The organism is Agarilytica rhodophyticola, from assembly GCF_002157225.2.
In the GTDB taxonomy this organism is placed as follows: domain Bacteria; phylum Pseudomonadota; class Gammaproteobacteria; order Pseudomonadales; family Cellvibrionaceae; genus Agarilytica; species Agarilytica rhodophyticola.
This window is the reverse complement of record NZ_CP020038.1, coordinates 3,189,481-3,213,932: the sequence shown is the minus strand read 5'-3', so window position 1 is coordinate 3,213,932 and position 24,452 is coordinate 3,189,481. Positions and strand designations below refer to the sequence as shown.

The window sequence follows — 24,452 nt, the reverse complement described above, 5'->3', positions numbered from 1 at the left end:
ATTTAAACAACTGTTAAGGGGTTCTATATGACTATTCAAAAAGTGGCTCTGGTAACCGGTGGTTCCAAAGGAATAGGCGCAGGCATCGTGAAGAAACTAGCCGATCAATCGTTTGCTGTCGCCATCAACTATGTTTCAGGGAAACAAGAAGCGCAGACACTAGCCAACACCATACAGGCCAATGGTGGAAAAGCGATTGCTATTCGATGCGATGTATCACAACTCGAAGACGTTGCACATATGTTTGAAACCGCTGAGAGTGAATTGGGCGCTATTGACGTAGTTATCAATAATGCCGGTATTATGAAGTTAGCCGCTGTCACACAGAGCAGCGATGAATTGTTTGATCGTCAGGTGGCAATTAATTTTAAAGGCGCATTCAATGTTTTGCGTATGGCCTCAGAAAGAACTCAGAGAAACGGCAGAATCATCAGTATTTCCAGCAGCGTTGTGGGATTAAAACTGGAAGGCTATGGTGTCTACGCTGCTACTAAATCTGCTGTTGAAACTATGTCTACAATACTTTCAAAAGAATTGCGCGGTAAGTCGATAACGGTCAATTGTGTTGCGCCTGGACCGACAGCAACACAGCTTTTTTTAAACGATAAACCCAAAGAAGTAGTGGAAAAACTTGCTGCTATGAGCCCGCTAGAACGGCTTGGTAAGGTGGAGGATATTGCTGAAGTGGTGGCATTTTTGGCAAGCCAAGACGGTGATTGGATTAATGGCCAAGTGATCCGAGCCAATGGTGGAATAATTTAAGGAAAAGCTTATGTCAGCGCATTCTTCAATGGTTAATTTCTCCTCAAGATACCACCAACACACGTTTATTGCCGCACTTATAGCAGCTATTGCTGCAACAATTAGCGCTTATTTCTCCATGACCCCATGGGTCATGTTTATTGGCTGGGTAGCGTATTTTACCAATCCCGGAACCATTAAGGGCACTATTTCTAGTGCCTTATGTACATGCCTGGGTGTGCTATTAGGAATTATTGCTGCAAGTTGTGTGAAGTTACTTATTGTAAAGGCCGGCGTAATGGCATTTGCAATAGTGGTTTTTTTTGTCGCTATATTTGTGGTTTCCATGCGAGGGTTACGGTGGGTAGGTAATATTGTTGCGTGGTTTTTAGGATTAATCACATACTTTGCGATACATACACAACCGACGCCCTACTCTGTTACTTTAGTAGTTTTAACCATTATTCTAGGCAGTATATCGGGCTATATTGCACACCAGCTTCAACAATATTTTAATTAACAGCATTGCGGGTATTATTTAAAATTTTAACATTGGTGGTGAAAGTGAAGCGCACAACCTGCGACCAACAAGCTTACCGCAGGTTGTGTGCTTGATCTACTTATGTTCTATACCTTACTTGCAATGCTTTACTGTTATCACTATTAACGAATACAAGCCTTGCTTAAAACAATAAAAAACCAGAAGAAAATAGGTGGCAGATCAATGCAAGCTTTGGTATGTATAGCATGGCGGAAGTTCAAGGCTCAGATGAACTGGATATTTTTCTATTTCCTTTTTTTGATGGCCTAGGAGGCTATCTTTATAAGGGGCTATCTTTATAAGGGTAATGGCTTGAGTATCAAAAGTAGTATAGGTGTTGGTGTTTTTGCAACCTACCGATTTTAAGCTAAAGCCTGTTGATACTAATAGAAATAGGCCCTAGGTAACACTTACTCACAGGCATAAATAAATTAGTGCAAACATCGCCTATTTAAAAGTCTTATATTACACCCATAACAACTCTATTGCAGTTTTTAAATCATTTTTTTTCCAACCAAGGTTATCAATAGATGTATCAAAATACCCATTATCAATAACTTTTAGTATGCTTTTTTTCGATACTGCACCGTATTTTTTATGGCTAGTGTATTTCTTCATCTGATTGATTCCCCATTGTAGATGGTTTTTTTGAGGAATGTGAAAATTTTCAGTATAGGCTTTAGAAGCCATCTTAGCTAAGATTTCATTTAAAAATTTCACAGCAGGTGTATTTAAATAGTCGAGCGGCTCATCAAACGGTCGGTATGATTTTCCTTCAATACTGCCAAGAATAGAATTAGTTATATCCCCATGATATATTTCTTCAAGCATACTCCTACACTGTTCAGAATTATTAAGGTCAATTTTATTTGGGTATGCTATTTCAAAAATATCACGTCTGTTGGTAATATTTTTGAAATAAAAAGGAGAAGAAATTTTAGCCCCATGTTTATGAATAAAGAACTCTAGTGTCGACCTACTCAAGCGGTTTAGTACACTTTCTGGCATATATTTTTTATCTTGATCTGCCCCCCTCAAAAAATGTGTTATATTTCTATAGGGGTTTCTTACATTCCTCCTTACATATTTTGCACTACCATATTTTGTACTACTTGTATTTTTTGCAGTCCATGCAAGCCTCATTTTACTTACGCAATATATCCCCATGTTCATCTCCAATGTATTACTCTGCCATAAAAAAGTCTATAAATACTAAAATTTATTAAACAAATAAATATCTGACATAACACTGTGCCTAATAATAAAAAAACCAAAGGCAACAACACTTCGTAGTGTAAAACCTTATAGGTAAAAAACTATTACAACACATTACAAGGAAGTGCATGTGGAAAAATATGAAGATAATACCGAGCCTATATGTGTAAGGCTCGGCGACAAAATGAGGCAATAAACTAATTAAAAATGACGGCAGGTGATCGAACGGAAGATGGGATAGCACTGATTCTTGCTACCCGTTGACTGACGGAAGAATGTTCTGCTTGAAAAATCATAAGCAGCATAAGAGGACTCATCTTCACCACACATCATTTGGCCATCAACAATACGATCGCGAGTGTTACCTGTTTGTGCTACACAAAAGCCGCTACCATTAGTTGCAGTGACAAAGATATACTCATTGCCAGAGCCAGGGATCGACGCTTGAGGGAGGTTGTAAGTTCTTACAGAACTTGCTGAAGCAAATGCACTAACAAAGATCAAAGATAAAACACAGGCTATTTTTTTCATGGGTTATTCCTTTGATGTTAAGGGTTTAAGTGTTGCAAAAGTATTAAGACAAAAACTAAATTACAAACATAATAGCTACTAATTTCTTAAGCATGTAACTTTTTAAGTATGTAACTTTTTAAGTATGTAACTTTTTAAGTATGTAACTGTATAAATGCGTAACCTTTTAAACGTACAACTTTACGAATATATAACCTTACAAATATCTAATTTTTCATATATAACCCAGTAAAACCTCTTAGTCTTTTCTGGGTTAATGACGTAGGGAAAAGATGCCCCACCATTGGCGTAGCCGAGGAAAAACATAATAAAAATATGTTGCAAAGATATTAAGACAAAATGACAGACAAACATTAGATTAAATTTTGTCGTGTGTTTTTATATTAGATACAAACGAGCATTTAAAAGTATTTATTTTTACTTAACTTATTTCCATTTTAATTAACTTACTTATCAAAAAACACTATTAACCAAACCACCTTCGGCGCGAATATTCGAGCCATTGATAACACTCGCTCGTTGGCTACAGATAAAAGCCACAATGTCACCAATTTCTTTTGGGTGAATAAAACGACCAATTAACGATCCTGGACGATTTTGTGCCATAAACATTTTTTCTGCTTGTGTAGCCGGAATATTGGGATATATATCGGCAATAAAAGCCTTCACGCTAGCGGTTAATGTAGGCCCAGGAAGCACAGCATTAACGGTAACTTCCGTGCCTTTTGTCAGGCATGCTAGCGCACGAGAAATACCCAGCTGCATTGTCTTAGTGGCACTGTAGTGCGTCATTTCAGGCGCGGGCGATATACCAGATTCGCTGGATATAAAGACAACACGTCCAGCTTTAGCTTTGTTAGCGAGCATGATTTGTAAATAGTGACGTGCCAACCTCACACCAGACATAATATTAACTTCGATCACATTTTGCCAATGCTCATCTGTCTCATCAAAAAAACCTAGCGCCTCATATATACCCAAATTGTTGACTAAAATATCCACACTTGGTATTTGCTCAATCGCTTTATTACATCCTGCCCGAGTACCAATATCAGCAACAAGTGGCGTTAGAAGCTCTGGTGAGACACTTTCACTTAACGCATCAATCGCCTTGTCGACACTGCTAAGAGAACGACCATTGACGATCACTTTCGTTCCTTCAAGGGCAAGTGAACGCGCTATTTCTAAACCAATACCATTGGATGATGCTGTGACCAATGCGGTTTTACCTGTCAGTTCTAGTTTCATAGTTTTCACCTTAGCGTTATCAAAAATAATATTTAAATGATAAGCAGGGCGATATCTGTTAAAAATACAATAATCAACAAATAACTTTTGACAAAAGTACAATAAGCTATGCTGAAAACTGAAGATTTGAACTATTTTATGCTAGTGGCAAAACACGGCGGTTTTTCGGCAGCCAGTAAGGTAAGTAACGTTGACGTGGCAACCTTATCCAGAGCGATTGCCCGTTTAGAAGCGGAGCTTAACTGTAGCCTTTTTAGGCGTACAACACGCAAAGTTGAACTCACACCAGAAGGAAAAATTTTTGCTAGCGATGTGCAAAAAAGTTTGCAAACACTGTCTGACGCTAGAGAGAAAATAAATAATTTAAAAGACACACCTCATGGTAAGCTACGAGTAAATGCAGCTAGCTCATTTATTCTCCATGCCCTAAGTCCATTAGTTAAACCGTTTTTAGATACCTACCCACATATTGAGATAGAATTAACCGCTGATGATACGGTTGTTGATTTACTGGAAAAAAAATCAGATGTGGCTATTCGCATTGGCACATTAGAAGATTCAAGCTTAAAGTCTAAACTTATTGGTCGAAGTCCCCTATCCCTTGTTGCCAGCCCTGAGTACCTGAGCAATTACGGTATGCCGCAAACAGCAGAAGACTTGTTACAACACTGCTACTTAGGTTTTCAAAATGCCGCACATTTAAATATTTTGCGCTTTGACAAAGCGCCAACACTCACACCCTATATTCTCGCAAGCAATGGCGAAGTGCTGCGACAACTTTGTCTTGCGGGCAATGGTATCGCCTATTTATCTCACTTTATGATTTATCAAGATCTAGAGCAAGGTCGACTGGTGCCATTGTTGCAGAATCTTACAAGGGAACCCAACGACCGAGAACGAATACAAGCGGTTTACTACAACACAACCGTACTACCCACCAGAATTAGAGCGTTTATAGATTTTATAAGCCAACATGTAAAATTGTAAGGAAACTTTCAAAAACAAAAATATTGCTATTAGCCATTACTCATATAAGCCATATTATTTTACCTGGGGCAGTATGTATCCGGTTAAACGCGGTACATGGATGCACCGCCGCAAGTTGCTTAACATCAAGTGGTTTCACACAATGGCGCTGTGTTTTAAGGGACGATATATTTAACCATCAGGTTAATGGTCTTTTTGATAATCGCTACTAATGCTGTGTTGTAAATGCGCGGGCGATGCTTCTTGTTTCATTATCAGACAAGTTGACTTCAGCGAGCATCTCGTGAGCTTTATCTATATCGCTACGAGCGACTTCCATAAACACTTTTCTACGCGCATGAAATTGCACTTGTGATTGTGAAATGTCTTCGATCATCGCCAAAGCTTCTTCAGGTTGGTCAAAATTATATAAGCCTTCGGTCACTATGCGATAAATGGCAGAATCTTTTGTGCTGCCAGAAGGTAACCCATTGACCCACTCTTTAGCTTCTTGATAATCAGAACTAATCCAGGCATTTGCTATTTTACCCACGATTTTGGGATGCTCCTCTTCAGGGAAAGCAAACAAGCTATCGGCCAGTTCTTGACTGTCTCGATTAGCCAATAATTGTACAGCCTCATTAGTAATGGCTTGTCTTACATTTTCATCCGACTCAGAAAGGATTAAATCGATAATTTTATCTGTGCTGACATCATCTGTTGCCCAATATTTAAATGCTGCACTTATGGTAAGCTGACGATTACCTGGGTCTACCAATGCTTGTGCCCATTCAATGGCAAGTTCTTTATCCATATTAGCGAGATGCTTTGTTAAACTTTGTAATAACAACGTTTTATCTGCACTAGGCTCGAGTGCCAATATTTTATTTTCTGCCACCGAATCATTTTGCTTAATTAACTTCATTAACAAAGTCACTTTAATCTGCATTAGCTTATCAGCCATCTGCGGATTTTGTATTTGTTTATCTTCAATCCATTGGATAGCTTGGTTAGCATCTTGCTCGGCCCAGTGTTCAAGAGTCGAAGCAAGTATCACATCACGCTCAGAAGCCTCCATACTGCTAATCGCTATAATATCTTCTAATGCCGATTGCGGGCCAATATCCACTAAACCGCGAAAATATGCTTGTTTTATATCAAATACTTGCTCTAAATTTTCACTTTGTATCCATCGTAAAACAGTGTGAGAATCTATCGTTGTTGCTATTTGTACAGTAGCAGGTAACACATAAGGTTTTAACTGTTCACTCAAGTTTTTGGCAAAGCTAAGCGCATCCGATATATTGATATGAGCCCAGAGTAAAATAAGTTTTTTAAGTGCATCGATTTCTGCTTTTTCTTTTTTAATAACACTGTCTATACAGTGACGTATTTGCTCTACGCTATATGCCTTTTCTTTTGGAGTACGATAGGAAATTAACGAATTACATGAAGAACTTAAATTTAGCGACTTTTTTCTGTGTGATTGGTTAACATTAGCGGTAACGGCAGCGCCTATTTGTGAGGGTTCATCAGGCACTTGAATATCAGAGATAGGATCACTTTGACCGGTATAACTAACCGGCCGATTAAGTTTAAGAAATAGTGCAATGCCGCTGAAAACAATAACTGGGATGATATATCGTGTTTTCATATTTTTTAATGTTGATCGTTAATTATATTCGCCGCCAATGCTAGACATTATCTCTGAATAATAAAAAAAAAACAGGAACAGACACTCAGCATTAGAGTGTTAATTTTAGCACGGTTTTTTCATGTTAGATTTAGACACTATCGATATATATTAAAAAATATGGCATAGATAGAATCATGTTTTCAGTTAGAAATGTGTGAGCTATCGCAATAATCATGATAAAGCGGCACATAATAAAGCTGATTACTTCATATAATTACATTTACCTTATTTTTTTCTTTTTTTGTTTTTGTTATCTTCCTGCGTGGTTGGCTGGTGCAGAGAATTGAAACCGGCATCAGGGGGCGAAGGATAAGGAATATCTTCTCGGTAGTAAAAATGAAGCCAGTATTTATTTTGGCTTTGCCACAAGCGGTTTTTTGGTAATACACATTAACATTAGCGCAATAGCTAGATAAATAATGACGGCCTTTGTCTGCGATTATATCGAATAATTTATTTCGTTTATTTTTATTGTAGCAAACTGTAACCGAATGTGGTTTTTTCCATCAATTGGCTCTGGCCTTGGATGGAAGCTCATTTATTTTTCTTACGTTATTACGCTTGTTATCAACTAAGTTGATGACACAGTTATATCGTGCCTTACCTTTTAAATCACTCATTCTATAGATATTGCTAATTTTTGGAGAACAGAAATAATGCATTCAAAGATAAAGTTTAAGACGATTAAAGGCCTTGTTTCGCCTTTGGTATTATTGTTGGGCATGTTTAATATGAGTAACGTCTACGCGATGGATCAGTGTAATACTACCCAGCAATGTAGGACTACCTTCGGCAATAGGGCGACCGATTGTCTTAATAGCCAAAGTAATAATAGCGTATGTATGTGTGGCTCCCAGCGTTGCGACGCCGGCTCCAACCCGACTCCAACTCCTAATCCTGGCGGTTCAGGCAGAATAGGTCAAGTGGACAAATCTAAAGATGCGGTATTTTTCTTTTTCGATAATAAACCCGATGCTGACGATATTCACTCTCAAGCAGGTGTAGGTACCATGCTTAGAGATCCACGTTTCAGAGGGCTTAATTATTGGGGCGTACTCGGTACTACAGGCCAACAAAGAAGCGCCTTCCTCAATTCAAACACCGTTATGGATCTGTGTCTTGGTGCTGGTAATTGGGTACTTTCCCACCCTATCACTTCAGGCCCAACAGGCAGCCCACGTGGCACATCACAGTGGAACAACGCCCTTAACCAAACACAATCGCGTGCACTATCTGTATTAAACGGCGGTGGTGATATTTTTATTGTTGAAGCTGGCCAATCTGACTTTTCAGCAGACCTTGTGCGCAGAATTAAGCAGCGCAACGGTAGCATTAACACCAAACAACGTATTCATATCTACCAACACAGCACACTGCCTCAGTTTAATGAGCGTCAAACACGGCAGGCAGATCTCACTTATGTGATGAATAACACCGATTATACTCGCGTACCTAACGGTAATTCTGGTGGTAATGGCAGCCCGCAGTTAAAAAGCAACTCAGGCGCACAATTTAATAAAGCTATTTCATTAGGTGCCGGCGCTGGTGCCTGTTGGCGAGAAGCTCGTCGTGTTGCTAATGCGAATAACTTCGGTGGCAACGGCCACTACGAGAACCCTTCCATCGAAGCCGGTGGTTTTGACTTCTCAGACGTGGTGGAATTTACCTATTTCACCGGGTTTAACAGTTTGAGAAATGTTAACGATTTCTTTAACGAGTTTGATAATCCAGTAGCACTTAATAACTCTAACCCTACTCCAGCACCTACACCTGCTCCTACCGCGACGCCCGATCCTTTCCCAGGCAATGTTGATCAGTGTGATTTTACACAACAATGTAAAAACATATTCGGCAATCGCGCTACCGACTGTGCCAATAGCCGTAGCAATATGAGCGTTTGTATGTGTGGTTCTTCACCTTGTGGTGATTTGCCCTAGGTTTACACCTTAGTAACAATAGCAAGAGTAACAGCAGCAAAGTCTATTTTTAGAAATAGGCTTTGCTATCACTTTTTTAACACACTTTTATACACACAACACAACTAGAGAAATAATTAAAATCCATATGGAGAACACAACTAATGCACCTCAAAAAAACTAATAAGATAATCAAAGGCATTGTTTCGCCTTTATTATTGACGTTGGGCATGTTTAACATGAGTAACGTCTACGCGATGGATCAGTGTAATACTACCCAACAATGTAGAACCACCTTTGGCAATAGAGCGACCGACTGCCTTAATAGCCAAAGCAATAATAGTGTATGTATGTGTGGTTCCGAGCGTTGTGACGCGGGCTCAAACCCTGCGCCTACGCCTAGCCCTGGTGGCTCAAACATGCTAGGGCAAGTAGATAAGTCGAAAGATGCGGTATTTTTCTTTTTCGATAACAAGCCCGATGCCGACGATATTCAGTCTCAAGCAGGTGTAGGTACCATGCTTAGAGATCCACGTTTTAGAGGGCTTAATTACTGGGGTGTACTCGGTACTACAGGCCAACAAAGAAGCGCCTTCCTCAATTCAAACACCGTTATGGATCTGTGTCTTGGTGCTGGCAACTGGGTACTTTCCCACCCTATCACTTCAGGCCCAACAGGCAGTCCACGTGGCACATCACAGTGGAACAACGCCCTTAACCAAACACAATCGCGTGCACTATCTGTATTAAACGGCGGTGGTGATATTTTTATTGTTGAAGCTGGTCAATCTGACTTTTCAGCAGACCTTGTACGCAGAATTAAGCAGCGCAACGGTAGCATTAACACCAAACAACGTGTTCATATCTACCAACACAGTACCCTTCCTGCGTTTAATGAGCGTCAAACACGAGAAGCAGACCTTAATTACGTGATGAATAACACCGATTATACTCGCGTACCTAACGGTAATTCTGGTGGTAATGGCAGCCCACAATTAACAAGCAGATCAGGCGCTCAGTTTAATAAAGCCATTTCTTTAGGTGCTGGTGCTGGCGCCTGTTGGCGAGAAGCTCGTCGTGTAGCTAATGCGAATAACTTCGGTGGCAACGGCCACTACGAGAACCCTTCTATCGAAGCCGGTGGTTTTGACTTCTCAGACGTGGTGGAATTTACCTATTTCACCGGGTTTAATAGTTTGAGAAATGTTAATGACTTCTTTAACGAGTTTGATAATCCAGTAGCACTTAACACTGCTAATCCTACTCCTGCACCGACGGCACCACCTGCGCCCACACCAACCCCTGCACCTTTCCCAGCAGAGCCTGTTGATCAATGTGATTTAACACAACAGTGTAAAAATATATTTGGTAACCGTGCGACTGACTGTGCCAATAGCCGCAGCGATATGAGTATTTGTATGTGTGGTTCTGAGCCTTGCGGTGATTTACCTGGTACTAGCCCTACACCAACACCTGCACCACGTAACTTGTTAAGTAACTCAGGCTTTGAGAGCGGCAACCTTAATGGTTGGGGTGGCTACGGCACACGTGTAATAAGCAATGATGCCGCATCAGGATCTAATGCCGGACGCGTAACTGGCGTTGGCGCTTTTTCTCAGGTTTTATCGGGTTTGCGTGCAAACACAACCTATGTATATTCAGCACAAGTAAAAGTTAACGCAGGTGATAGAGCCTTTTTCGGAGTAAAAGAACACGGCCGAGCAGAACAAGCTAACACTATTACCAACACCTCTTACCAAGGCACCACTCTAAGATTTACCACAGGTGCAAACAGCACCAGCGCGCAAGTTTATTTCTTTCTTGCCGGTGCCGGTGATGTAGCGTTTATCGACCAAGCGTCATTAGTTGCAGATAGTGGCGGTGCTCCAGCACCTACCCCTACTCCAGCACCTACACCTAACCCAAGCCCAAGTGGCGCATTCCAAGAGCAAAACGGATTAGTCGTGGTTGATTTAGAATCTGTAAACGCTCCTGGTGGATGGGCATCACAATCGGGTTCAGGCTCAATAGGTGGCTTTCTTAACTGGCAGGGCAACGACTCCTTCGGCAATCCAGGCAATGGCACCCTGACAGTCAAAGTTAATATTACCAGCCCAGGCACCTACCGCTTCCTATGGCGCAACTCAATTCGTAAGGCGAATGTGGCAAATACAGACCACAATGACTCCTGGTTACGCATTGTTGCTAACAATTTCTACGGCAAAAAAGGTTCTTCAACCGTGTGCCCTGTTGGCAAGTTATCAGGCAATGCCTGTTCTGGCTCACGACCTAAAGGCTCCAGCGCAAATGGCTGGTTTAAAGTATACCGTTCAGGTGGTTCGCCACTGGATTGGAATTGGGTCACATCAACCAGTGATAACGACGCCCACAGCATTTTTGCACAATTTAATCGTGCAGGTGTTTACGATGTGCAAATCTCTGGTCGCTCAAAAGATCACGGTATCGATCGTTTTGTCATGTTCCGTGAAGGCAACGCTAGCAACAATGTTAGCCAAGCATTTGCGACCAATTCAAATAGACCACAATCCCCTCGTAATTAAGAACGTTTTTACATTCTCTTAGTACACTTGCAAGGACGCATTTTTTATTTAACGGGTATATTCTTACAAAGAGCCTTTTTAAAAGGCTCTTTTACAAACACATACTCGTTGTATCACACGGAAGTGATACTCCTATCTTCTGCCCATTAAAAACCTAGGCACGTAAAAAATATATTATTTACCGATACACAGCCAATGCTAGTGGAATAGCGAGTAGATAAAGACTGCATCTTTTTTATGCTGCCTGTGCGGCAGTGAACTCCAAAATGCCGGTGTTCGAACTGCACAATCGTTTCTAAACTGCCTGTGCGGCAGTGAACTTCGCACGAAATGATGCGCGTGTTGAAGTACATTTCTAAACTGCCTGTGCGGCAGTGAACTAGCTCTAATTCAAAAATCAAATGCTGAGTTGTTTCTAAACTGCCTGTGCGGCAGTGAACACGCATGGCAAGAATAAGGAAACTACAAGGATTTTCTAAACTGCCTGTGCGGCAGTGAACTAATTGCGTGATTACCCTCAAAAACCGTCCCATTTCTAAACTGCCTGTGCGGCAGTGAACCTACTTCAAAAAGACACCAGGTGGTGTTCAAGTTTCTAAACTGCCTGTGCGGCAGTGAACGGGACGCAATTTAATGCTAATGTTTTACGCAGTTTCTAAACTGCCTGTGCGGCAGTGAACATATGGATTTTGTATTTGTCACTGGAAAGTTATTTCTAAACTGCCTGTGCGGCAGTGAACATAAATCTATGGACTTCAAACGCCACGTTTAATTTCTAAACTGTCTGTGCGGCAGTGAACCCATCTCCTTATCCATATCGAAATATAGTGGATTTCTAAACTGCCTGTGCGGCAGTGAACGACTCATTGAACCGCTCATTAATCGCCCCAGTTTTCTAAACTGCCTGTGCGGCAGTGAACTTAAACGCCATGTTCAGAATGAGTTCAGTTAATTTCTAAACTGCCTGTGCGGCAGTGAACGCAGGAATCGGTGCCTACTTACCTGATATGAATTTCTAAACTGCCTGTGCGGCAGTGAACCATACCAAAAAGAATCGCGCACATTTGGATATTTTCTAAACTGCCTGTGCGGCAGTGAACAAAAAGCAACGTTTACGCCGAGTCATTCTTATTTTCTAAACTGCCTGTGCGGCAGTGAACCTATCTCGGCAAAAATATTGATACTTATATTATTTCTAAACTGCCTGTGCGGCAGTGAACGATAACTGTTACCATCAACAATATTTACCGCTTTTCTAAACTGCCTGTGCGGCAGTGAACTCCCAGCCGCGTAATGCTCTCAGAGAGACGCCTTTCTAAACTGCCTGTGCGGCAGTGAACGATACGCGGATAAAAGACTATGCGGAAGCGAATTTCTAAACTGCCTGTGCGGCAGTGAACTGGTGAATGAAGCAATTGACATTACAACTAAATTTCTAAACTGCCTGTGCGGCAGTGAACCAAAAAGCCCCGCTCTAACTTCCTCTTCGAGCTTTCTAAACTGCCTGTGCGGCAGTGAACGGAAGCCTATGGGAGGCATTGCATTCAATCAATTTCTAAACTGCCTGTGCGGCAGTGAACGAAACATTAAAGTTGTCTCCAGAGTCTTCAGATTTCTAAACTGCCTGTGCGGCAGTGAACCTTTCTCAACAGCAAGGCTGAGAGGCTCTAATTTTCTAAACTGCCTGTGCGGCAGTGAACCAACACGCGGAGTGCCTAACGGTTATGTCAATTTTCTAAACTGCCTGTGCGGCAGTGAACCTTTATCTTCCGTACGTTGAACACCTACCACTTTTCTAAACTGCCTGTGCGGCAGTGAACGAAGTTCTATTAAAAACATCTGCTTTGAATACGTTTCTAAACTGCCTGTGCGGCAGTGAACTGTAAGTCAACGCTGGGAGCAATTTTCGTCATTTTCTAAACTGCCTGTGCGGCAGTGAACCAACACGCACATCAAGATGTAAAAGGTTTCCATTTCTAAACTGCCTGTGCGGCAGTGAACTGGATATTCGCGGCGAGGCCACAAGTCAGCGCTTTCTAAACTGCCTGTGCGGCAGTGAACTGTTGGAATCACTAGAAGCTGTTAATGATAAATTTCTAAACTGCCTGTGCGGCAGTGATCAGTGAGCGTCTGCATGGGGTTAGTGATCAGCATTTCTAAACTGCCTGTGCGGCAGTGAACTCTCAAGCCTTGCGCGGAAACTAAATGATGTTTTTCTAAACTGCCTGTGCGGCAGTGAACTATCTTGGGTACTTCTATTAAAATCACCGCCATTTCTAAACTGCCTGTGCGGCAGTGAACTTTTTTCGCCTGAAGTTTCACGCTCCATTGTTTTTCTAAACTGCCTGTGCGGCAGTGAACCGTAACAAAAAAACGCTGTCGGGTATGGAGGCTTTCTAAACTGCCTGTGCGGCAGTGAACTTTTTCTTAACTTTCTGTTGCGGTTTCTGAATTTTCTAAACTGCCTGTGCGGCAGTGAACATAATGAAACAGAGTTACAGGACTTTTTCAATTTTCTAAACTGCCTGTGCGGCAGTGAACGCTGTACACAAGTTCGTAGCTTTTATTTTTAATTTCTAAACTGCCTGTGCGGCAGTGAACTGTGGTTGGGGCTACAGAAGCTCTTTACACATTTTCTAAACTGCCTGTGCGGCAGTGAACTTTGACAAATAGGTGGCGCGGGAGGGCCATTATTTCTAAACTGCCTGTGCGGCAGTGAACTGACCTTAACTGGCGGTGTGAAAATAACGAATTTTCTAAACTGCCTGTGCGGCAGTGAACGATTGCAGTACGTCGCCACCACGTGAAGCTCTTTTCTAAACTGCCTGTGCGGCAGTGAACTATTATTTGTTTTATTAACTGTGTTTATATCTTTTCTAAACTGCCTGTGCGGCAGTGAACAAGAACATGTCTTTGCCGTTCCATCCTGCACGTTTCTAAACTGCCTGTGCGGCAGTGAACAACCTGTTTCTTCTACTACAACGACCACTAATTTTCTAAACTGCCTGTGCGGCAGTGAACATAATTAATAAGGTCTGTGAGCTAAACCCTGTTTTCTAAACTGCCTGTGCGGCAGTGAACCGACTGTGGCAAATTTACCGGTATTCATTACCGTTTCTAAACTGCCTGTGCGGCAGTGAACTAATTACGATAGCAGAGGCCACAAACGCGAATTTTCTAAACTGCCTGTGCGGCAGTGAACAATACAAAAATAACATTAAGTGCCTGATTGTTAAAGAACTTTTGGGCTTTTTAGCCCAAATACCCTTTTTTATTTTGCAATCTTAAGCCCGCGTATAATGCGGGCTGCAGCGATGCTTGAAAAAAAAGGGTTAAAACCAAGGGACGCTGGCGTTTTCTTCCACTGATTGAGAACTTAGCCCATAGCAATTAAAGGTGCCTGTGCTTTCCTTTGTCGCCTTTTTCATCACAATAAAAAGTCTAAACTTGTTTTTGGCGCCATTATCACCCTCACCTGATGATAAGCTCGTAACAGTAATAAACGGGAGTTTCTCTTCTTGAAAGCTGGCTTTTGGCCTTTTTCGCAATGTATTCACACATTCTTCATAAGGAAGGTTAAACTTTGTCGATTGGTGTTGAGCTGATCGTGTAATGTCTTTTTCAATGCGGGCTTTCCCTTTTACCTGTTTGCGTGAAAAACATACGAACTTATCCACCTTGTCTGGCACAGCCTTAATCGAAGTGATATGAGCATAGTCCAGAAAACGTTTAAGCCAACTATTGAGGTTTAACCGCTCCAACTGAGCTTGCTCTTTAGCAAATAACCTAATTTTTTGCCCTAAAGGAAAAGCCTTCGCATCGGCTTTGCTATTGTATTCAGGAATTGATAATCCAATGGCTGAGCTGTGTTCGGCTACTTTATTTTCCACCAATGCAAGATGAATTTGTTGATACACCTTGTGCCATAAAAAACCGAGGTTCGCTTCGGCATCAGGGAGCAAGGTAATGTCTTGGTAGTAGTTCATGGTAAATCCTTTAATTTTTTCCACCAAATACACCACCTCGAATAAGATTAGCTAAAACGAAGTTTTGCTGATCGCTGGAAATGTCTTTATCATTTACCCAGTTGAGCATTAGGCTGTATAAATCAATTTTGGTTTTTCTATATGCTTGCCCCCGTTGGGTAACAGCGCCAAAAGGCTCGACCGCAATTGGAAATTCAGCAGGCTCTTTCTCTGAGCCATACCAATCATCAATAGTTCTTATAGCGTTACCAAGTTTAACACTATGTAAAGCAGCACAATCGTTAAGCTTAAAAAGTACTTTTTTCTTTTCTTGCATATTCATTTCTTGAGATGGAAATACATGTTGGCCTTTGGCCAATTTTACATAGGCGTTAACGTTTAAACAGCTAAAACTATCGTCACTGTTCAGACCATCAAAAATAGCCGACGATACTTTAGCTAAATCTTGATTATCACGTTGCATCGAAAAATCTTTAAGCGAAAAGTCATAGCCATCAAAAACAATCACTTCACCATTATTAACTCTAATTTGAATACTGATAAATTCGGCTCCTACGCGGTTACGCCAAAGAAATCGTCCACTAGCTAAATTATAGGCATACCTATAAGCAAGTTCTCGTAAACCTTCCTCTTTATAAGTGTTAACTTTATCTTTAATAGCAGAAGAAAACACAGGATCATTGCAACCAAAAGGATTACCGAGGTCACCAATCATACGGGCAGTAAAGGTGATTTTAAGCGTATCATGTTGTGGGTATAAATTAGCATCGTCATTGTCAGATGATACAGGATTAGGCTTAGACTTGTCTTCGTCACTTATACCATAAGCACTCTGGGTTGAGCGATTTTTGCGCTGTGTGATAGCGATATTTTGCCAGGTATTTTCGTCAGCTCCACTCAATAAACTTGATGTCCAATTTCCTGACATCATTAGGCCGTCGGAGACTTCTATTTTCCGTTCAAATGCCAACATATTCGGTAGTTCAATGTTATCTTTCATTTTATATTCCTTGTACTTATTGTAATTCATCTAAAGGTTCAAAAAGGTTTTCAACTTCAGTTTCTAATTCTGTATCACTACTATGCTGTTCTTGAGTGCATAAATACCAGCCACTGGTGTAGCTGTAATGCCATAAACTGCCGGTAATATCTTCGCTATTTCTGAAACGATTTACACCTTGCCACTCTCCAACCGAATGTACTGACTCAACAAAACAAACTTCTGTTTTACTATCTCTAGTATTGGCGATCTCCTCATTCTTATATAGAGGAGAGATCGCTTTGTAACCTATCATAATCGGCACTAAATACCCCGGTTTCGGTTTAGGTAAAAATTCCCAATCAGCATTGGTTTTGGCGGATGGATTAATATACTCTTGCCATTGCGCAAATAGTTTTTTATTATTTTTATCGGGCACTAGCGATGAAAAATAATCATTCAGAAGTACTGGTATTTGTCCATCATAAGGCTGACTAAGATGAGCTTGCCAAGCATCAAAAAGCGGAAGCAAAGATTCATTATTTTTAGCTAGGTCTTTTAGGTGACTAGTGATTAAATTTGATACCGGTCTTGCACGGCGTTCCAAGACTGAAAAATCAAGCCATGCATCTATGTTTTCAGCTCTTGGGTTATTTTCTTTGGTTTCCTTTACGTGCTCAGACAGATAATAAGATCTATCCATTAGAGCAAACCCAGGTAATAACTTACGCTTAAGCCGATAAAAATCTTGTTGGTCGTTTAGATCAAACACGGCGACATCACCAATGGATAAAATACTTCCACCAGCAAGACGCTGGGTTAAACAACGACTTCGCACCCAATCTAAAAAATATTCCTGTGTTTTACCAAGACCACCATCCAAACCAATCAGCAGAGATACGACCATATTCATTTTGCCTTCTTCGATAATTGAAGGCGCTCCGCCACTACCAACTTTTGTAACATCTTTACTAAGGTATGCAGGATTCTTACTTTGAATAAAACGGTCATGGTAGGTGCCATATGTGTGCACTTGATATTCATGAGCAATAACAGCACAACCAGACATGTTTAACTGACAGTAGTTAGATTTAGGCAACTTACGGCTAAGGTTGTGGCTAAAGCCGAGAAAATGAGTAATTGCAGGAAAGCCCCAGGTAAAACCAGCGACAGCATTAGCATTTTGTACTCTTACTCGGTTAATTAAAATTATTTGATTCATACATCACTCACTTTTTTACCGCTTTCTTTTATATCTAAAACAGGTGCTAAATTCCTTAGTGCGTGAGACATAAGTAAAGACCACAATTTGCGATGTTCTTTTTGTGGTGTAAATTTTTTATCACGGCCTCTAAGTAAACCATTTAGCCATGTAGCAAAATCATCACAAACTTTTTTTTGCCAATCGGTGGTTTTGCGTTGTCGCTGAAACACTTTGTCATCTCTATTCGGGTCTAGAAAATACTGCTGATGTTGCTTGAGCTTTATATCGTTATCTTGAGACCAACCAGATGGTAAGCTTTGAATATTTTGAGCATGGTATAAGACGGTATCAATAATATCCATTCCCCATTTAATCAACCATTTTCTCCGATCTGGATGCCTAGTACTAAGCGCTAACTTCTCATTACGTAAGAGAAAAGCTCTTAAATACTCAATGTCATCTTTTACGGAGGAATAAGGGATACCTCGGCTAAACCACGATTTGCAATGTATAGGTGGAATAAGTTGAGTATTCCAAATAGGTGGGGCTGTTTTTAGTAATTTCATGACTCCCCCCCTCTTCCCGTTAAGGATACTCGCATTCTGAGGCTGGCTTTGTGTCACCATCAAGTTATTGACATTTAAAGCTCGTTTGTAGGTGTCAGGTAGAAATTTCTTATTTCTTAGGGCCTTATCGTATTTATCGCGCTGCTTTCTTGCATCTTTTGAAAAGTGGCTTTGATGCAGATACTGGGCAATTGAAGATGATTTAAGTATGCTGAGTAAATGGTAATTATCGCTAACAGGAAAGTAAATTTGTTTTAATAACGCATCTGTTGATGGCCTAGTATTTAATATCTTATGATAACGACTTATCCATCGGTCTAATTCATCTTGGTCATCCGCAAAATGTCGTAGTCCCGCCTTAGACTTACTGCTTAGTTCATCGAAAAGATAGCGCGTACCATTTTGCAACATTAGAAACTTAATCTGCTTAGAATATTTGGCGTCCAAATAAGTACCATCCAACAATTCCGTTCTAAGGCTACTTGTTGTAATATAACAATTGTCTTGTTCAGTTGTTCGATCGAGAATTGATGATCCTGAACTACTAGAATGGGATAGCTTAGCACAATGTGTGGCTGGTAATATCCCTTCACTAGATTCAATAGCTCGACAAATCCAAATATTGTAGAAATTAGTTTTTTTGTAAATTTTATCTAGCTGTTTATTAAAAGAGCCAATAGCATTTTCATTCAGCATATCATGATAACATGACTCAAATTCTTTTCTATTGTTGGAAGTAGCTGGTTTATCTTGAATTTTTATTAGTCGCTTTTTAAGCTCAACATTTTCAGTATTATCGACTTTAGCTTGTAGCAGCTTTTTAGAGAGAAATACTGACACTAATTCATCACGATATTCACCTAGCTTATCTTTTTCATTAAGTCCATCTATATAATTTTCTATGATGTTTTTCCATTCTTTTGTTAGATTTTCAATCATTTTACCTCCTGATAAAACCCTAAATTATTGTGATAAAAGTAGTCTGTGTCTCGACCACTGTTATAATCGATAATACGTAATTCTCCAAATCTCCAACTTACCTCAGATAAAGGTATAGTAAATTGTTCAGCTAATTGCTGGTAAACAAATCTTGGCGATTGTTGAAACCAAAAGTGACAGTTATTTCCAAGTATTGACTCCTCCTCACTATTTATCGTGATTCCTGAGATTTCACCAAACTTAGCTGGGCTTACATTTTCATTAAACCATCGCCAATATGGAGCTTGGTGTTCATTATCTTGCCAAAGATAATAGGCTTCATCTTTTTGAGAGTCTCTAAACCGCTGTTGCCGCTGCACTTCGCCACACCAATGAGGTGTATTTTTTAGTGTATTGTTCCACCAAACTTTCGCTTGTTTCTCACCTGAAAATAGTTGCCAAGCTAATGCTTTATGTTCTAATGCGTTCAGGTTAATAAATTTTCCACATCTGTTGGCATGATATTCTGATGCCGTGGGAAGGTTAATTCTTGGCGTAGAATTGATTATTCGATACTGCTCAGGCTTTAGAATCTTATTTAAATGTTTAGATGAAAGTAGTAAGTTTTTCATCTCAAAGCCTGGGCGGGTAAAACACACTTGCTTACCTTTGAGAGCTCTTGCATTTTGATCTAGTAATAGGATATTGGGCTCTGCAATTTTCTTATCTCGGTGGCGTAACACTCTACCAGCTAGTTGGATAATTGAACGCATCGAACTAGGCTCGACAATTGCCCAGTCATAGTCATGGTCTCGACCAACTTCTGCAACTGGCGACGCCAATACAACGAAAATATGATGTTTTTGTTCACAATTATTAATTGCTTTTCCTATCACATTATCTACATCCCAAAACTTTTCCTCGTCTTTGCGATTTAATATGCTATCCAATTGATTTTCGATATAATTTCGTATAGCTAGCGGATAACCGCTATGATAAATACAATAGTGAATACAAGTATCCTGACTACTTTCTATTGAAGGCGCGTCCATAGAAAGTAAAGCTTTAGCAACCGCAACTAAAGGATTAATATTCGCCATACGCACTAATCCAACAGAAATCTGCTTCCCATCGCGGTTAACATGATGGTTAATATGCAAGCGAGGTATATGATGAGATATTGTTAGTGCGAGAGTGCCTATAGCAGATAACTCTTCACCAGATTCAAGTTTGATAATTTCACCTAGCTGTTTAACATCTTTAGCTTGCGCAAGCTTACTAAGCTCAGTTATACGCTTATCTACAAATTGCTGATGGTTATTCTGGTAATCGGGTTTTAGAGCTGATACGAAGCGTTTTTCGTAGTGCGAAGTATTAAACTCATCGAACCAAGCACAACATATATCACCATTCCAGTGTGCTATATTTGCTTTAGCGTACTGCTGCCATCCCGCTCTATACGCGTCGAATAATGCAAAAGCTTGCGCCGGGGGCATGGTGGCAGTAGAAAGCAAAACTTTACTACCAAGCAATCCTGCCCAGTGGACTAAACGACACAATGCAGGAAGATCAGATAAACTAAAGTCATCAGGTTCATCTAATATCAAATCTGAAGTTAGTAACCTTAGCATCGCTGCTGTTTGTCTTCCTCCTTTTACACCTTCCGTAGCACTAATTAGATGGTCAATAGTACAAACTAGCGCAGGCGCTTCAAGCAACTTACTGATATTTTTATCTTGCCTAGTCCATTTACTCAAACTATGTAGATTATCTGCGGATAAATGGATGAACATGCTTTTATCTAGCTCTTCTTCAGATGACTCACTACCTGTCTTATCCTCTTGATTTTCTTTGTGTCTTTCGCAGTTGCTATCAAATAATTGTTTTACCGCACTGCCGCCAACAGCTATGGCTAGTTGCTCATCACTGATACCAACAAGATTCTGAAATTCCCGTCCAGTTTGGAGTGTTAACGTACGTAGACCAATAGCAACACTAAAACGTTTCCTACCGGTTTGTTCACCAAGTGCATACATAATCTTCGCATTGGCAATAGTTTTACCACGGCCAGTAGATGCCATATTAATACCAAAAAAACCATATGTAAGTGTATCCCTACCTAATCGTTTAGCTAATTTTCTCGCGCTATCTTGCCAGCCGTATTTGTCCTTATTTTTCTTCACAGAAGTAGATAGCATTTCGTTATCATCAAGCTCTGTGAGGCTATCATTCAGCTTAGACAATGCCAGAACAATCTTTTGACTGTGGTAAGCTACACCAATTAAGTGTTCATCCAGCTTTTGTTTAAAACCCGAATTTGAATCGTATTTACTGTAACTATTCGCATAAATTTGATAATTGCGACTACGCCATTTGGGTGTGACTTCAGATTGAGAAGAATAGTATCGATCAGCCAACATCATAGCTAGTCGAGAAAGGTGACTTGTAAATAATTGATTGTTAATGTAATCCTTATTTGCGATATCATGTGAAGCCAATTTTGTAATAGCTTCTGCAGCAATATTTGAAGCATGTGAGCGCCATTTAGCGCTGTTGTAAGGTAAGGCTTGCTCTCCAATCTGCCAGTTTTCAGTCACTCTTGGCTTTTGTTCTTTGTCATTGCACCGATAAGAATTCCATTGAGCATTAAAATAATTTCCCAACCATTTTTCAACGCAATCAATTGATGGTGTATTAACTTTTTCCAGCCAGGCAGGCACCAATGGCAAGCGATGATGGGATACAATAATCCAGGCGATAAGCTTCGCAAAGGGCGGCAAACTTTCTATTGGGTGGTCACCAATGCCGTTATCGATACCGTCTCTAAAACATGGATCAATTTCAGTAAACTCTTCTTCTGCTAATCTCTCCAACCAATCTAAGTCTTGGCGCTTACCAACAAATGCCTGAAACAAGCGTAAGGAGATCCATTCATGGCGGTAGGGTTCAAAGGCTTCCGTTTTAATATTAGGATCTATTTTTTCTTGAAATAATTTATTAGCTTTACCAAAGTCATGAAATAAACCAGCGATTGAGGATGCCACTTCAATAATATTTAAGGTTTTCCAGCTATGCTTATCAATATATGGCTCAATAGTTTTGTGCGTACTATTCACTGGCACATAGCCTTGCGCGTTAAACTTATCCTTCTTACCCACCACCCATAACAACTGACTTCTAGCACGGCTGCGTATCCAGTGGCAGCTGACGGCGGTGTTTTTACTGGCCGTTTGGCGCAGCATTTTTTTAACGGTGAGTAAAGCTTCTTCGGTAATTACCGTTTGCCAGGTATTATCGCCAATGCGATTGGCAAAGGCGTCCAGCACTCGACGGGTTTTCTTAAGGGCGTTTTTCTCACATTGGGAGACAAATGTGACCATCATAGATCGTTGACCTCGCCTTCTTCCTCTCCCTGAAGAGCCACTCGTTTCACTTGCGCGAACATAAAGTCTAGGGCTTTGTGGTCGGTAAATTTTTGCAGGAGTTGTTGGCGAAATTCCTGTTCTGTGGCGTCTTCTTTGGCGCTAATAAATGCCCACGGCAGTACGATAGCGTCTTTAATTAGGTCAGCAATGTCGAAAATAAGCGCACCCCTTCTGGTCTTACCGTGCATTACCGCAAAACCATGGGGAATACCCAATACCCAAAGTGTGCATGCGGCTAAACCATAGGCTAAATAGTTGCCATGATTAAGAAAGTCATTGGCTTTATCTATAAGGGAAGTGCCCGTTGATTGATGCTCTCGTTTAAAGCCTTCAAGCTGAGTATTGTTGGCGGCGAATTTATAGAGCACTTTGGTCAGTTGTGCCTCGGTTAAAAGTAGATCAGAGGATTTATTTGCCTCCCCTGTTCGTTTATCAAAAGTATCCAGTGCATCTTGTATACTTTTATTCTGTATATCAAAGCCTTCACTTTTTAAGTCTCTATCTTTACCCCATACATGCAGTAAGAACTCAATTCTTGCCTGTTGAAATTGTTTGGCCGCATTTAGGCGCTGGCTTTCGTCAAACCAGAATGATAGCCAACCTTGTAAGTATTCTGTGGGGCGATACTCACTTTGGGGCGTCATCCATTCAATATCATTCGCCATATATAAAGGCGTTCCCCCGCCACCACAAAAACCAATAAGTACACCCGCTTGCGCCAGCATTCTCATCGCAGCCTGGGTAATGGAAGTGCCGTTTCCCAGTAATAACACTGTGGTATTGGCGATGGGAATATTAAAGTATTGATGGTCTTTTTTAGCTTCTGTTAAATACAATACCCGCCCATCTTTTTGCATGACTCGACAATATTCAAGGTAATACATATTGGCGCGTTTAGAGTGCAGGATGGCCTTAAGATCTGAAGGCGCTAGGTCTTTCATTGCTGTAACTTTCCTTAGTCTACTATTGTTATTTAGTGTTTAAGACTGCGGTTATCAATTGTGTAGATCGGCTAAAAACTATTGGTTTTTAGCAAGTAAAATGCTGTTGGTTATGAATGTTTTTCTAAGGCTTTAAATTGATGCTCAATGTATTCCACATCTTTATAGCCCTTAGTGAAGGGGGTTATTTTGATGGCATAAGCACTGGTGTCTAAAGTAACAAAAGACCAGCTTTCTGTTGGTACAATACAGGTAATTCTTCCCTTCTCGCGCAATTCATCGGATAAGGAGCCAGCCGAATCAAAATCACTTTCAGACCCTTTAGATCTCGCAATCCCCATAGGCACCCAAACATTTTGAATAAGCGCTTGCACTAAGCAAAAACTATATTTCTCTTCACTTAAATATTTTTTCTCACTCATGTATTAATACTTCCCAATCAATTTCTAACACAGCGGCTTTTTAATACAACAGATTTTTAGTGCAACAGATTTTTAGCACACTATGTTTTTAGCACGGTAAATTATTAGCACAGGTACTAATGTAATCATTATATTAATCTTTGCAATACTATTATCGATAAAATTATGCCTAACCTTCTATCCAAATAAAAATCAGACGCCTTTATCATCCAAATGACATCAAAAATTTATTTAATAATTACAGTACTTTTTATAGGGTAAAAAGAATTGACTTCACACTTGCGAAGAAATTAAACCAAAGGTTGATAAAAAACATTTGTAGGATGAATAAATTTAAAACAACTTATAACAGATGCTTATGAGGGAGAAATATAAAGCTGCAGAGAACGCTACAAAAAAACAGAAAAAAAGAGGCAGGAAATGAGACAAAAAAAGCACAACAGATACTATCGGGATAGTCAGCATTTTATCTATCCCTTACTTATCTTTTCGGCATAGGTTCAAGAAGCACCAGCGTTCAAAAGCTAAAATATTCTGGAGTTAGAATGTTCTGGAGTTAGAATATTCTAAAGTTAAATGAGGTAAAGATCTCTTTA

16 protein-coding genes and 1 CRISPR repeat array are annotated in these 24,452 nt (G+C 40.3%); of the genes, 5 read left to right on the top strand and 11 right to left on the bottom strand.

What is annotated here, in order from left to right; all coding sequences use genetic code 11:
* Nucleotides 1-27 precede the first annotated feature (27 nt).
* Together BVC89_RS13505 and BVC89_RS13500 are read left to right on the top strand one after the other, a co-directional pair.
* Nucleotides 28-762 carry an SDR family oxidoreductase gene (locus BVC89_RS13505; RefSeq protein ID WP_086931688.1) on the top strand — a complete coding sequence of 245 codons (735 nt, stop codon included), beginning with the start codon at nucleotides 28-30 and terminating at the stop codon, nucleotides 760-762.
* 10 nt (nucleotides 763-772) lie between these two features.
* Entirely contained in the window at nucleotides 773-1,261 is a 489-nt protein-coding gene (locus BVC89_RS13500; RefSeq protein ID WP_086931687.1) for a DUF1097 domain-containing protein, read from the top strand.
* Between the two features lie 486 nt (nucleotides 1,262-1,747).
* Here BVC89_RS13500 and BVC89_RS13495 read toward each other — a convergent pair whose 3' ends face one another.
* From BVC89_RS13495 to BVC89_RS13485, 3 genes are all read right to left on the bottom strand, one after another.
* The gene (locus tag BVC89_RS13495) at nucleotides 1,748-2,449 is read right to left on the bottom strand and encodes a hypothetical protein (protein ID WP_086931686.1); all 702 of its coding nucleotides are present in this window, start codon (nucleotides 2,447-2,449) and stop codon (nucleotides 1,748-1,750) included.
* Between the two features lie 249 nt (nucleotides 2,450-2,698).
* Nucleotides 2,699-3,028, bottom strand: coding sequence for a hypothetical protein (locus BVC89_RS13490; protein ID WP_086931685.1), 330 nt, complete (start codon nucleotides 3,026-3,028; stop codon nucleotides 2,699-2,701).
* A gap of 453 nt (nucleotides 3,029-3,481) precedes the next feature.
* Nucleotides 3,482-4,276 carry an SDR family NAD(P)-dependent oxidoreductase gene (locus BVC89_RS13485; protein ID WP_086931684.1) on the bottom strand — a complete coding sequence of 265 codons (795 nt, stop codon included), beginning with the start codon at nucleotides 4,274-4,276 and terminating at the stop codon, nucleotides 3,482-3,484.
* A gap of 108 nt (nucleotides 4,277-4,384) precedes the next feature.
* On the opposite strand from BVC89_RS13485, the gene BVC89_RS13480 reads away from it, so the two are divergent.
* A complete protein-coding gene (locus BVC89_RS13480) occupies nucleotides 4,385-5,263 on the top strand; it encodes a LysR substrate-binding domain-containing protein (protein WP_086931683.1) in 879 nt (292 codons plus the stop codon).
* Nucleotides 5,264-5,471: 208 nt separating this feature from the next.
* Here BVC89_RS13480 and BVC89_RS13475 read toward each other — a convergent pair whose 3' ends face one another.
* Complete coding sequence (locus BVC89_RS13475) at nucleotides 5,472-6,896, bottom strand: hypothetical protein (protein WP_086931682.1); 1,425 nt, start codon at nucleotides 6,894-6,896, stop codon at nucleotides 5,472-5,474.
* A 773-nt stretch (nucleotides 6,897-7,669) separates the two neighbouring features.
* Here BVC89_RS13475 and BVC89_RS13470 point away from each other — a divergent pair.
* A complete protein-coding gene (locus BVC89_RS13470) occupies nucleotides 7,670-8,875 on the top strand; it encodes a hypothetical protein (RefSeq protein ID WP_158657929.1) in 1,206 nt (401 codons plus the stop codon).
* Between the two features lie 218 nt (nucleotides 8,876-9,093).
* Nucleotides 9,094-11,415, top strand: a complete 2,322-nt coding sequence (locus BVC89_RS29770) for a carbohydrate binding domain-containing protein (protein ID WP_158657928.1) — start codon at nucleotides 9,094-9,096, stop codon at nucleotides 11,413-11,415.
* Between the two features lie 232 nt (nucleotides 11,416-11,647).
* Nucleotides 11,648-14,617: a CRISPR direct-repeat array (repeat unit 28 nt; unit sequence TTTCTAAACTGCCTGTGCGGCAGTGAAC).
* Between the two features lie 130 nt (nucleotides 14,618-14,747).
* Here BVC89_RS29770 and cas6f read toward each other — a convergent pair.
* The 7 genes from cas6f to BVC89_RS13430 all read right to left on the bottom strand — a co-directional run bounded on the left by cas6f (nucleotide 14,748) and on the right by BVC89_RS13430 (nucleotide 23,856).
* Nucleotides 14,748-15,425 carry a type I-F CRISPR-associated endoribonuclease Cas6/Csy4 gene (gene cas6f / locus BVC89_RS13460; protein WP_216825137.1) on the bottom strand — a complete coding sequence of 226 codons (678 nt, stop codon included), beginning with the start codon at nucleotides 15,423-15,425 and terminating at the stop codon, nucleotides 14,748-14,750.
* Nucleotides 15,412-16,401: a type I-F CRISPR-associated protein Csy3 gene (gene csy3 / locus BVC89_RS13455; RefSeq protein ID WP_086931679.1), complete on the bottom strand. Its 990-nt coding sequence runs from the start codon at nucleotides 16,399-16,401 to the stop codon at nucleotides 15,412-15,414. The genes cas6f and csy3 overlap by 14 nt, the downstream gene beginning before the upstream one ends.
* 16 nt (nucleotides 16,402-16,417) lie before the next feature.
* On the bottom strand, nucleotides 16,418-17,602 hold the full coding sequence (gene csy2, locus BVC89_RS13450) for a type I-F CRISPR-associated protein Csy2 (RefSeq protein ID WP_086931678.1): 1,185 nt from the start codon (nucleotides 17,600-17,602) through the stop codon (nucleotides 16,418-16,420).
* On the bottom strand, nucleotides 17,599-19,089 hold the full coding sequence (csy1, locus tag BVC89_RS13445; RefSeq protein ID WP_086931677.1) for a type I-F CRISPR-associated protein Csy1: 1,491 nt from the start codon (nucleotides 19,087-19,089) through the stop codon (nucleotides 17,599-17,601). The genes csy2 and csy1 overlap by 4 nt, the downstream gene beginning before the upstream one ends.
* Nucleotides 19,086-22,451: a type I-F CRISPR-associated helicase Cas3f gene (gene cas3f, locus BVC89_RS13440; protein ID WP_086931676.1), complete on the bottom strand. Its 3,366-nt coding sequence runs from the start codon at nucleotides 22,449-22,451 to the stop codon at nucleotides 19,086-19,088. Before cas3f ends, csy1 begins: the two co-directional genes overlap by 4 nt.
* Nucleotides 22,448-23,434: a type I-F CRISPR-associated endonuclease Cas1f gene (gene cas1f / locus BVC89_RS13435; RefSeq protein WP_086931675.1), complete on the bottom strand. Its 987-nt coding sequence runs from the start codon at nucleotides 23,432-23,434 to the stop codon at nucleotides 22,448-22,450. The genes cas3f and cas1f overlap by 4 nt, the downstream gene beginning before the upstream one ends.
* 110 nt (nucleotides 23,435-23,544) lie before the next feature.
* Nucleotides 23,545-23,856, bottom strand: coding sequence for a hypothetical protein (locus tag BVC89_RS13430; protein WP_086931674.1), 312 nt, complete (start codon nucleotides 23,854-23,856; stop codon nucleotides 23,545-23,547).
* Nucleotides 23,857-24,452: the final 596 nt, after the last annotated feature.

Bases quoted from the DNA above. Each gene is read 5' to 3' on its own strand.
- csy1 (WP_086931677.1), bottom strand. From the start codon at position 19,089: ATGATTGAAAATCTAACAAAAGAATGGAAAAACATCATAGAAAATTAT.
- BVC89_RS13480 (WP_086931683.1), top strand. From the start codon at position 4,385: ATGCTGAAAACTGAAGATTTGAACTATTTTATGCTAGTGGCAAAACAC.
- cas1f (WP_086931675.1), bottom strand. From the start codon at position 23,434: ATGAAAGACCTAGCGCCTTCAGATCTTAAGGCCATCCTGCACTCTAAA.
- BVC89_RS13490 (WP_086931685.1), bottom strand. From the start codon at position 3,028: ATGAAAAAAATAGCCTGTGTTTTATCTTTGATCTTTGTTAGTGCATTT.
- BVC89_RS13500 (WP_086931687.1), top strand. From the start codon at position 773: ATGTCAGCGCATTCTTCAATGGTTAATTTCTCCTCAAGATACCACCAA.
- BVC89_RS13430 (WP_086931674.1), bottom strand. From the start codon at position 23,856: ATGAGTGAGAAAAAATATTTAAGTGAAGAGAAATATAGTTTTTGCTTA.
- BVC89_RS13505 (WP_086931688.1), top strand. From the start codon at position 28: ATGACTATTCAAAAAGTGGCTCTGGTAACCGGTGGTTCCAAAGGAATA.
- BVC89_RS13495 (WP_086931686.1), bottom strand. From the start codon at position 2,449: ATGGGGATATATTGCGTAAGTAAAATGAGGCTTGCATGGACTGCAAAA.
- BVC89_RS13470 (WP_158657929.1), top strand. From the start codon at position 7,670: ATGAGTAACGTCTACGCGATGGATCAGTGTAATACTACCCAGCAATGT.
- BVC89_RS13475 (WP_086931682.1), bottom strand. From the start codon at position 6,896: ATGAAAACACGATATATCATCCCAGTTATTGTTTTCAGCGGCATTGCA.
- csy2 (WP_086931678.1), bottom strand. From the start codon at position 17,602: ATGAATCAAATAATTTTAATTAACCGAGTAAGAGTACAAAATGCTAAT.
- BVC89_RS29770 (WP_158657928.1), top strand. From the start codon at position 9,094: ATGAGTAACGTCTACGCGATGGATCAGTGTAATACTACCCAACAATGT.
- cas3f (WP_086931676.1), bottom strand. From the start codon at position 22,451: ATGATGGTCACATTTGTCTCCCAATGTGAGAAAAACGCCCTTAAGAAA.
- BVC89_RS13485 (WP_086931684.1), bottom strand. From the start codon at position 4,276: ATGAAACTAGAACTGACAGGTAAAACCGCATTGGTCACAGCATCATCC.
- csy3 (WP_086931679.1), bottom strand. From the start codon at position 16,401: ATGAAAGATAACATTGAACTACCGAATATGTTGGCATTTGAACGGAAA.